This is a genomic window from Bifidobacteriaceae bacterium (assembly GCA_031281585.1).
Lineage (GTDB): Bacteria > Actinomycetota > Actinomycetes > Actinomycetales > WQXJ01 > JAIRTF01.
Genome location: JAITFE010000065.1, coordinates 1 through 8,474, shown reverse-complemented (window position 1 = coordinate 8,474; position 8,474 = coordinate 1). Strand labels below are relative to the sequence as shown.

12 protein-coding genes are annotated in these 8,474 nt (G+C 65.9%); 10 read left to right on the top strand and 2 right to left on the bottom strand.

The window, feature by feature from the left end; translation table 11 throughout:
- The first annotated feature begins 123 nt into the window (after positions 1-123).
- A complete protein-coding gene (locus tag LBC97_07685; protein MDR2565927.1) occupies positions 124-375 on the top strand; it encodes an ATP-binding protein in 252 nt (83 codons plus the stop codon).
- 79 nt (positions 376-454) lie between these two features.
- Here LBC97_07685 and LBC97_07680 read toward each other — a convergent pair whose 3' ends face one another.
- Positions 455-1,045: a hypothetical protein gene (locus LBC97_07680; GenBank protein ID MDR2565926.1), complete on the bottom strand. Its 591-nt coding sequence runs from the start codon at positions 1,043-1,045 to the stop codon at positions 455-457.
- Positions 1,046-1,268: 223 nt separating this feature from the next.
- Between LBC97_07680 and LBC97_07675 the strand changes: the two genes are divergently transcribed.
- The 8 genes from LBC97_07675 (at position 1,269) to LBC97_07640 (ending at position 6,240) form a co-directional block, all read left to right on the top strand.
- Positions 1,269-1,742, top strand: a complete 474-nt coding sequence (locus LBC97_07675) for a recombinase family protein (GenBank protein MDR2565925.1) — start codon at positions 1,269-1,271, stop codon at positions 1,740-1,742.
- 446 nt (positions 1,743-2,188) lie between these two features.
- The gene (locus tag LBC97_07670) at positions 2,189-2,821 is read left to right on the top strand and encodes a hypothetical protein (GenBank protein ID MDR2565924.1); all 633 of its coding nucleotides are present in this window, start codon (positions 2,189-2,191) and stop codon (positions 2,819-2,821) included.
- The gene (locus LBC97_07665; GenBank protein MDR2565923.1) at positions 2,818-3,138 is read left to right on the top strand and encodes a PadR family transcriptional regulator; all 321 of its coding nucleotides are present in this window, start codon (positions 2,818-2,820) and stop codon (positions 3,136-3,138) included. Before LBC97_07670 ends, LBC97_07665 begins: the two co-directional genes overlap by 4 nt.
- Positions 3,126-3,698, top strand: coding sequence for a hypothetical protein (locus tag LBC97_07660; GenBank protein ID MDR2565922.1), 573 nt, complete (start codon positions 3,126-3,128; stop codon positions 3,696-3,698). The genes LBC97_07665 and LBC97_07660 overlap by 13 nt, the downstream gene beginning before the upstream one ends.
- Positions 3,699-3,773: 75 nt before the next feature.
- Entirely contained in the window at positions 3,774-3,998 is a 225-nt protein-coding gene (locus LBC97_07655) for a hypothetical protein (protein ID MDR2565921.1), read from the top strand.
- Between the two features lie 637 nt (positions 3,999-4,635).
- The gene (locus LBC97_07650) at positions 4,636-5,244 is read left to right on the top strand and encodes a hypothetical protein (GenBank protein MDR2565920.1); all 609 of its coding nucleotides are present in this window, start codon (positions 4,636-4,638) and stop codon (positions 5,242-5,244) included.
- A 127-nt stretch (positions 5,245-5,371) separates the two neighbouring features.
- Entirely contained in the window at positions 5,372-5,689 is a 318-nt protein-coding gene (locus LBC97_07645; GenBank protein ID MDR2565919.1) for a PadR family transcriptional regulator, read from the top strand.
- On the top strand, positions 5,677-6,240 hold the full coding sequence (locus LBC97_07640) for a hypothetical protein (protein MDR2565918.1): 564 nt from the start codon (positions 5,677-5,679) through the stop codon (positions 6,238-6,240). The genes LBC97_07645 and LBC97_07640 overlap by 13 nt, the downstream gene beginning before the upstream one ends.
- 100 nt (positions 6,241-6,340) lie before the next feature.
- On the opposite strand, the gene LBC97_07635 is transcribed toward LBC97_07640, so the two are convergent.
- The gene (locus LBC97_07635) at positions 6,341-6,784 is read right to left on the bottom strand and encodes a hypothetical protein (protein MDR2565917.1); all 444 of its coding nucleotides are present in this window, start codon (positions 6,782-6,784) and stop codon (positions 6,341-6,343) included.
- A gap of 79 nt (positions 6,785-6,863) precedes the next feature.
- Between LBC97_07635 and LBC97_07630 the strand changes: the two genes are divergently transcribed.
- On the top strand, positions 6,864-7,118 hold the full coding sequence (locus tag LBC97_07630; GenBank protein MDR2565916.1) for a hypothetical protein: 255 nt from the start codon (positions 6,864-6,866) through the stop codon (positions 7,116-7,118).
- Positions 7,119-8,474: the final 1,356 nt, after the last annotated feature.

Here is an 8,474-nt window from a genome sequence, read left to right as displayed (position 1 = left end):
GCGGTGGTCGAGATAGGCGGGAAACGGTTGACGCTGCCGCCCGCAGTGCCGCCCGAGGCGCAAGACATCCTCGATGCGATCACCGAAACCGGGCACTAAAGGCAGTGGCACGAGTTAGGGCTCGTGATCGACGACTGGTTCTTGACAGCGCCGACCCGCCTCCAAGTCCAAACCCTCCACACTTTGGTCGACCGGCGTTGCCGCGCCGCCTCAACGATCTACTGCACCCAGCTGCCGCCCAGCCAGTGGCACGACCGGATGGAGGAGAAGATCCTCGCCGACGCCATCATCGACCGGATAGTCACCAACGCGCACATGACCGTGATGGACTGCGTCGAGTCGATGCGGAAGAAGTTCAACCACATACCGGGCTGACACCCCCGAGCCGGGGTGAGCCGCCCGAGGGCGGCTCACCCCACCGGAACGATGGCTCACCCATCAACGGAACAACGGCTCAGCCCAACCGGAACCCCGGCCCAGTCCCAGCGGAACACCGGCCCCCGACGACCGGAATATCCACCTGGGGATCGCCCTTCTGCGTTGGGGGGCACTCTTTTGTCTTCACGGTTATCCCCAAGCTGCGCCGCATCTTCGCAAGCAGTTTCGACATCGGGTTCCCAAAGAATATGAACAGCCAAAGACCTATCCAAAGCGCAAGGATGACTCGCCATATCACGGTTCCGTACCAGAACCCTGTGGGAACGAAGTGGATCATGGCGGTTTCTCCTCCGACCACACACAGCGCAGAGTCCGCAGCCTCACACGCCTTCTCGTAGGCACCCGCTAAGTCGGTCCCTGCGCCGGTGAGGCGAACCCCGAAGTCAATGAAGTAGTGCATGAGCACCACGCCACCCGCCACCGCGCCCGCCGACAGGAAGTAGTGGTTGCGCAAGTCGTTTCGTTTGTACCACACAGCGCCCATAACCGCTGCGATCAGCGCGGTACATGAAACCCAGGACAAGGTAGCTACGTTGGCCAGGGTGTTGGTCAGCCCCGCCAAGCGCGACAACTGGTCACCAAGCGGGTCCGCAGCATGGATGTTCATGGGTTCACGATACAAGCGGTGAGAGTGTCGGAAAACGTCCGTTTTCTGACGCCTCGCGACACGCCGGTGGAATCGTGTCTTTAACTCGTGTCAACAACCCCCTTGAGACGAGACGGGATGCCCTGGCCGGGTGGTAGCGTGCCCCGTGCGGGCAGGACGATTGGATACGCGCGGGTCTCGACAGCGGAGCAGAGCCCGGCTTTGCTGGTTGACGCGCTGGAGCGTGCGGGCTGCGAACGGGTGTGGGTCGAGCAGGGTGGTGGCGCGTCCCCAGCTTGACGACGTGCTGGGACGCCTGGTTGACGGCGACACGCTGGTGGTGTGGATGCTCGACCGGCTGGGCCGGTCGGTGGGCGGCCTGGTGCGGATAGTGGCGGCGCTCGGGGAGCGCGGCGTCCACCTGCGGTCAGTCACGGACCAGATCGACACCGCCAGCCCCGCCGGGAGGCTGGTGTTCCACGTGTTCGCCGCCCTGGCGGAGTTCGAGGCGGACTTGATCCGGGAGCGCACGGTGGCGGGGCTCGCGGCAGCCAAGGACCGGGGGCGGCCCGGTGGGCGGCCAACCGCGATGACGCCGCAGCGGATCGCGGCGGCGCGGCAGTTGCTCGCAGACGGCAAGAGCGTGGCCGAGGTGGCGCGAACCCTCGGGGTGTCGCGGGGCGCCGTGTACGCCAACCTGGGCAGGCCGAGCGGCTAGCCTGGCGCGTAGGTGTCAACCAGCGGCGCTGCGCGCGTCTTCGGGAAACCGACGTTTTTGCCACCAGGCGACGTGCCGTTCGGCTCGCGGACCGCGCCATTTGTCGCCAACACTCACACACAAAGTGTCGGCGAGAGCAGATTGCATCTTGAGGGGGACCTAGGTAGAGTTATACATATGAAGGTAGCCCGCTTCTGCGCACAGGCCGTGCGGATCGCGCCGAACGCGCCCGACTGCCGCGACCCTGCCCACGAGTTCTCGCGCTGTCCGGCGGCCCGGTGCTCTGCCGTTACGCACCTCGACCCGACGCGAACGCTGGATCAAGAGCCGCCAGCCGCTGTCTCGGAAAGTACCACATCTGGCAGAGGCGCCAAGCCGACAGATGGGTATTTCCTGCGCCGCCAGATGGCCAGACACCAGATCGCTCCGGGGCAGAGGAGACCGGCATGGATATAAGCGTTTCGCTTGATGGGTCGAGCTTCTTGGCGGGCCTCTTGGTGGCCTGCCTAGTTTACGGTGTCGCGCCGGGTGCCGTCCTGAGATTGATTCTGCTGGTTTTCCCCAAGAACCATCCGCGACGCCTCGAACTGCCCGCAGAGATGCAGGCGGTGCCCTACAAGTACCGCCCAATCTGGGTGTCCGAGCAGTTGGAGGTTGCCATCCGTGAGGGACTGCCCGCGCGGTGGGCCAAGACCCGGGAAGAGCGAAGGCGTGCGCTGTCCGCAGCCAGGCGCGCGCTGCGCCTGCTGGCCAGCACCGCGCCGATGCGCTCGGCTCGGGGCGCGTTAGCCGCACTCATCCCCCAGGACCACGAACACGAAGTCGTCCTCGTTCTTGACCGGGGGCTTGTCGTCAGCCGCCTCTACTTGCGCACCCGACGCCGCGTGAGAGCAGTCATGTTCAGGGGCAAGGGGCAGTTCGCGCTGCTCGTCGGGCGTGAGCTCATTGATTTTCTCCCGGGGGCACATGATTGGGGTGTGATCGACGAGTCCGCTCAGATCTTGTACCGCACCCGCCCGATAACTCGCGTTCGGAAGGGATGCGCCTCGTTCGGGCCCTATGTAGAGTGGGAGCTATGAAGATGACCCACTCGCTTGTCCAGGTGGCGGTGGCGCTGATGGAGGCGCCTGACAACCGGCACTGGGGCTACGAATTGTCGCAGTCGTCAGGCCTCCGCTCCGGCGTCATGTACCCGCTACTGACCAGGATGCTGGACGAGGGATGGCTCGCGGACGGGTGGGAAGAAGCCGAAGAGACGGGAGGGACGCGGCCAGCGCGCCGCTACTACACGCTGACAGACAAGGGGAGAACAGGCCTCGGCGGCGTCCTCCGCCGCGCTGCGGGCGAACCCCGATTCGCCCCCTTCTTCGGGAGGAGCCCAGTATGGGCGACCTAGCCCTTTCGCTTGTCGCCGCCGTTGCCCTGCTCTGCCTCGCGCTGCTTTGCGTGATGACCCGATTCGCGCCGGGCGTGGTGTTGAGGATTGTCCTGAAGGCATATCCCGAAGGGAACGAGCGGGTGAAGGAACTGCTCGGAGACTGGAGCGCGATCCCCTCGGAGCAGAGAGCGCGCTGGGTTACTGAGCTGCTAGAGCTAATTGTGCGCGAAGCGATGCCCGCCCGGCGGGAGGAGCGAGGCCGGAAGACTCAGCGCGCGCCCGGCGGCGATGCCGCAGCCGCCGTCGGTCGCACCGGGGCGGTGTTCGTTGCGGCCATGGGTGCGTTTACCCCCCAAGTCGAGGATCTGATGGCGAAGGTATTGGTGCCCATGGTGGGCCCGGAGATCTGGCGCGAACTGTCGGAGAATCACTGGCCAATGCTGGCCAGCCTAGCGTTCAATCTTGGGCTCGGCTTGGCCATGTGGTGCGCGACGAAACTGATCGTGCGATGCGCCTCACGCGACTTGCAGTCCGTAACCGCCGGTCTGAAATCGCAGGCCAGCAGTTCTCGCCGCTAGTGGATGACCGGCCGGCGCCGGAGGCGTTTGTTTTCTCCTTTTCAGGTGTGGCGCCCGGTTGTATCGTTTGGGTACATGAGTGCCCTCTTCGTAGTCCTTGCGGTGCTGTTCCTCGTTGTTGGCCTGGCGAGCTTGATCGCATGCGTGGTTCGGTCAATAAACGGAGCGAGGTTCGGCGGCGGGATATTGGGCGACCCAGGCGATGGCCAGTGGGGACTTGTGCTGCTCGCGCTGATAGCGGTCGGTATCGGTTTGCTTCTCGTGTGGTTTGGCGGCGGCCTGACGCCGAGGGCGGACTGATCGCGACCCTTGGACAAAGGACGCCGCCGCGGCGCGGTCGGAAACAGACCTGTGGCCCGGCGCAACTTGGCCTTGAACGTTCCGTTGACATGGCGGTCTCTTCTTCTTGATGACAGCTTGCGCTGGAAATCTTCGCCCCCATAGACCGAATGGGGGCAGTCCGCCGGTGATCCCCCGGCCATGGCGCTCATATCCGCACCTGAGATCGGGTGCGTCGGTCGGTCAAGTGTCAGAAGACAGGCGTTTTCCGACACGCATTGGAAGGTTCCGCCGGTGGCGAAGCGTGGTAGGACCGCCATCCCCGGGCACCTTGGGAGATGCTCCAGGCTTGCGCCGACCCCGCACCGCGGGGTGCATGTCAAGGGTTGCGTCTCGCGAGACACCTATATAGACTTCAACACATGACGATGGGCTGTTGCACCGCGTGCGCCGTCTTCACGGCGACACCGACCCCGGCCGACCTGGGCACCTCTGTCCGGTGTCGTGTGTCCCACGCTGACGCGACTGCCCTAAATGCACCACCTGACAGCCCGGAGAAGAGCCACGCAGCGCCGGTGCCCGTACACCGCAGAAGAGTGGCAGTCCGCCGACCCAGGGCGGCCAAGACTCATTCCACCCGACTGCCCGAGGGGCCGAGATGGGTGACTTAGGCATTTCGCTCGCGCAGCCGATTCTCTGGGCCAATCTCGGCTTCGGCTGCCTAGTATTCGGTTTTGCGCCTGGTGTGGCCCTGAGGGTTATTCTCGTGGCGTTTCCCAAGACGCATCCACGTCGTACCGAGTTGTTGGCGGAGCTGCGAGCCGTGCCCTATTGGAAGCGTCCGTTATGGGTGAGCGAGCAGATGGAAGTGGCCTTGTGCGAGGGCCTACCGGCCCGTTGGTCAAAGTGGCGTCAAGAGGTACCTCACTTCCAGCAGTGGCTGCGCCACCGGCTTCTGGCAGCCGGGCGGGCGGCCTTGGACGCAGTCATCGTGACGCCCGCGTTGGCGGCGGTGCTCGCGATGATCCTCCTCTCAGGCTTGACGACTGGCATCGTGGCAGGACTCCACTCCTGGCGCCCAGACACAACGTTTGGGGCGATCCGCACAAGCCTCCTGTTACAGGCCAGGGCTTATCACCACTTCGGCTTGATTGACCGCTCAACGCTGGACGGGATAAGAGGACTCGACCTAGTGGTACTGTCCTGGCGTGCCGGTTGGCGTTCCCTGAGCTTCCGCTCGTTTGGCTGGTACGTCCGACGGCTCTAAACCAAGGCGCCGGGCCCTGCGATTGCGGTCACGGCCCGCGCGACTCGCTGGCCTCCTTCCCGCCCAGCCCGCAGGTAAGGGAAGGGAAAGGTTGCTCTTCGGCCGGAACCTATATAGACTACGAGGCATGAGGATGACTCATTCCCTTGTTCAGGTGGCGGTGGCGCTGATGGAGGCGCCTGACGACCGACATTGGGGCTACGAATTGTCGCAGTCGTCAGGCGTCCGCTCCGGCGTCATGTACCCGCTGCTGACCAGGATGCTCAACGAGGGCTGGCTGGCCGACGGCTGGGAGGACGCCGAAGAGACCGGCGGCTCGCGGCCGCCCCGCCGCTATTACACGCTGACAGACAAGGGGAGAACAGGCCTCGGCGGCGTCCTTCGCCGCGCCGAGACCGAGGCGCGGTTCGCGCCGTTCTTTGGGGGGCCGGCATGGGTGACCTAATCGTTTCGCTTGGCAGGGTCGTCATCTGCGCCGTTCTCGTGACGCTTTACCTCGCATTCCGACTCGCGCCCGGGCTGATGCTGAGGATCATACTCAAGGCATATCCCAAAGGACACGAGCGCCGCCGCGAATGGGTCGCCGAGTGGCAGGCCGTTCCCAACAGCGAACGTCCCGTCTGGTTGGCCAGCCTAATCCGGGCCGCTCTAATCGAGGGGCCACCTGCGCGATGGACAATGCAACGTCAAATGGTGCGCCGCGCCTTCTCCCTCCTAGGCGAAAGGCTTCAGGTCGTCTCGGTCGGCGCAGCCTTCTTTCGTTACTTTGACTTCCTCGGACTCTATCGCACCAAGGGCCACATATTCTTGGCTGCGCTAACGGCGGCAACGGCACTCGTTGTGGCACTCTTTCTGACGGAAGGAAACCCCAGACCATTTGCGCGCGCGATTATTGCTTTGAGCGCCTGCGTGCCTGCCTTCGCTGTAGAACTGTTGATGGCCTTCGGCAGTGCCGTTACACGCCGCCTGGGTCGAGACGGAGGCCAGGTCTCCTAACCGCCCTCGGGTCCCCGGGCACTGGTGTCCCAAAACGGTCGTTTCTGACGCGTGATGACACCCTTGGCGATCTCGTCACAACACACTTCGGCGGCTGGGGTCATAGGGCGGGCCCGTGCCAGGGCGACGGTCGCTGCCAAGCGGGCGGTTGGCCACCACAGGTGGCCGGCACGGGTCGGCGCACTGCGCGTCGCACACGGGCGGCGTCGGTGCGTTCTTGTTGGCTGGTTGCGCGGGGCCGGGTGGCGGTTGGGCCTTGGTGGTTCCAGCGGTCGCGGTAGGCGGCGATGGCGGTGGCGGCTCCCTGCCAGCGGCGCAGCGTGTCACCGCCGTTGGGTTTGGGTCCGAGTTCTTGGATCCACGGGTGGTTGTTCCGGATGGCGTGTTGGGCGAGGTGGGCGGCTCGCTGGCGGATGATGTTGGCGCGTTGGTCGAGGGCGGCGCGCATGTCGGGGGCGACTGGGATGCGGCATTCGGGGATGAGGCTGGCGATGAGCCGCGCCGCCGGGGTGCCTGCCGGCGGGCGCGACGGCGCCCATTCCACGGCGATGACCCGCCTCAGCGCGTCTCCCGGGTTGGCCGCACCTGCGACGAGGTCCGCGACTTCCCGGAGGAGCCGGTTGGTGTCGGCGCCGGCGGCTTCCAGGCGGCCGAGGTTGGCTGCTGCGGCGGGGAACGGGGCGCTGCCGGTGATCTGGTCGGCGACTTGTGCGGGGAGGCCGCTGCGGGCGATTTGGCGGGCGTATCGGTCTTGGGTGGCGGCGTTGGCGATGGTTTCGTATTCGGCGGCGAGTTGCCCGATGCCGGCCCAGCGGTCTTCCTCCTGGGAGGCGGCGGTGTGGGCGACCGGCCCCTCCCCGCAGGTCCGCCAGTCGTAGAGCGTCGACAGCGGAACGCCGAGCTACTCGGACAATTCGCCGATGATCATCAGCGGCTCCAGGCCGCAGTTCCGCCCGGCCCGGGCGGGTGTGTTGGTCTCCATGCCGCGCAGGTGCGCGCCGCCGCCCGGAAGGGCCGCAAACGCCCGGAACCAGCCGGACGGCGAGTTCGGGCCTCCCGCGCGCGGGGCTCAAGCCCCGAACACCCCCATCGACCTGCACAGGGTGTCGGGCCTCCCGCGCGCGCCGGGCTCAAAATGCTGGCGACTTGTTGGGATCGGCGCTTTTCGGCGGCCTCCGCGTTCACGGAAACCGGGGCTGACCAGGTCTTTTCGGGAGCCGCCTAAGGGAATCGAACCCTTGACCCATTCCATTGGCGGCAGCCGCTTTTCGGTGCATGTCCGGTCATTGCCAATAGCGCGCGATGACCTCCTGGAACGCGGCGTAGTTGGATGTCCCGCCTTTCAGCGTTGACCGTTCACTGTCGTCGAAATCGGTCAGTTTCCGGTCAGTCCGCTGCCATCGGCTTCTCGTTCAGCCCTGGCGCTCAGTCGACATCTGACCCGCGCCCAGATAGGACGGCCCAGATTGGCACGCTTGCGCGTCTCAGTGGGCGCGCCTTTGTCATTCCGCGCGGGTTCCCGCGTATCGAGCTTTCAGCGGCAGCCCTCCGGGCCTCCCGGCTTGGCAACGTGGCTCCAACGGCTCAGATCGGGTCGCCGCGCGCCGGTTTCGGCGTGCCCGATGCCGTCCGCACCAGTTCCGCCGCGCCGCGTCTCGGCGCGGCATCGGCCTCGCCATGCACGGCCGCGTCCCGCAGTACGGCTGACGGTCCTCGGCCTGTCTGGCAAAACCAAAGGCCCGGTCAGCGCTCAGGCTGCCGGACCCAAGGTGCCGGCGTGACTGAGAGACCTGCCTCCGCTTTCGCTCGCTGTGCTACCAACGATGCCGACCCGCCCTCCCCCGGTCGGGGCGGGGCTGAAGAAGGCGTGCAGCGTGCCCGGCGCGCCCCGGAGCCTGCCTGTAGACGCCGCAGTCAACCGGTCCGCGATGTCCGCGATGCCCTCCCGGACCCGCTCGACGGCTTCGCGGGCTGCCTGTGGCGGGAGGCGACTCCGAGGATGCAATGCGGGCTCCTGCCGGGCTCCGACCTGAGGCAGGCGATGCTCCCGACCGACGCGAACCCTCAGTCCAGGACGAAGGTCGCGTCCTCGACGCCGAGGTTCGGGTCGTGGGTGCGGAGGCGAAATCTCTTGGCCGGACTTGGGGCAAAAGCCCCAGGACATGGCCGCCGCCGACGGATAGATTGTTACGCAACTCGTGTAGACAACTCGAGTAGAAAGCGATGGAGCTCGT